Origin of the sequence: Adlercreutzia sp. DFI.6.23 (assembly GCF_024462535.1) — a bacterium.
Lineage (GTDB): Bacteria > Actinomycetota > Coriobacteriia > Coriobacteriales > Eggerthellaceae > Adlercreutzia > Adlercreutzia rubneri.
Map to the genome: position 1 here is coordinate 1 of NZ_JANGBP010000157.1, position 415 is coordinate 415.

At 61.4% G+C, this 415-nt stretch carries 1 protein-coding gene; it reads left to right on the plus strand.

Going from position 1 to position 415, the window contains the following annotated elements; all coding sequences use genetic code 11:
• The coding region (locus NE591_RS12790) for a hypothetical protein (RefSeq protein WP_256156805.1) at window positions 1–415 on the plus strand (415 nt) is incomplete at both ends.

Genomic DNA, 415 nt, shown 5'->3' on the forward strand with positions numbered 1-415 from the left:
CAATCCCGGTATCATGGCCGAAAAGAACATCGAGCCCGTGGATGTGTATGAAGTGGTGTGCGACCACATGGAGAAGTCCTGCCATCGCTGCCGTGGCGACAAAGTCTATCGCTTCATGAGCGAATCCGGAGCCGCCGGCGACTGGTACCTCGAGAAGGCCCGCGGCTACGGATTCGTTCCCCAAGTCATCGCCATGAAGAGCAACAGCGACCACTTCAAGAACTACGTGCACGTTGTGGAGTTATGGCCCGACGAGGGCGCCGTCGCCGACGACGGCGACTGGTATGCGGCAACGAAGGCCATGATCGCGAACCTCCAGCAGGAGGTGGTGAGCAGCGGCGGTGAGTACCGCAACCTCACTGAGGCCGTGCAACTCCTCGTCGATGGCGGCCGCGTGACCGGCGCCATCTGCAAG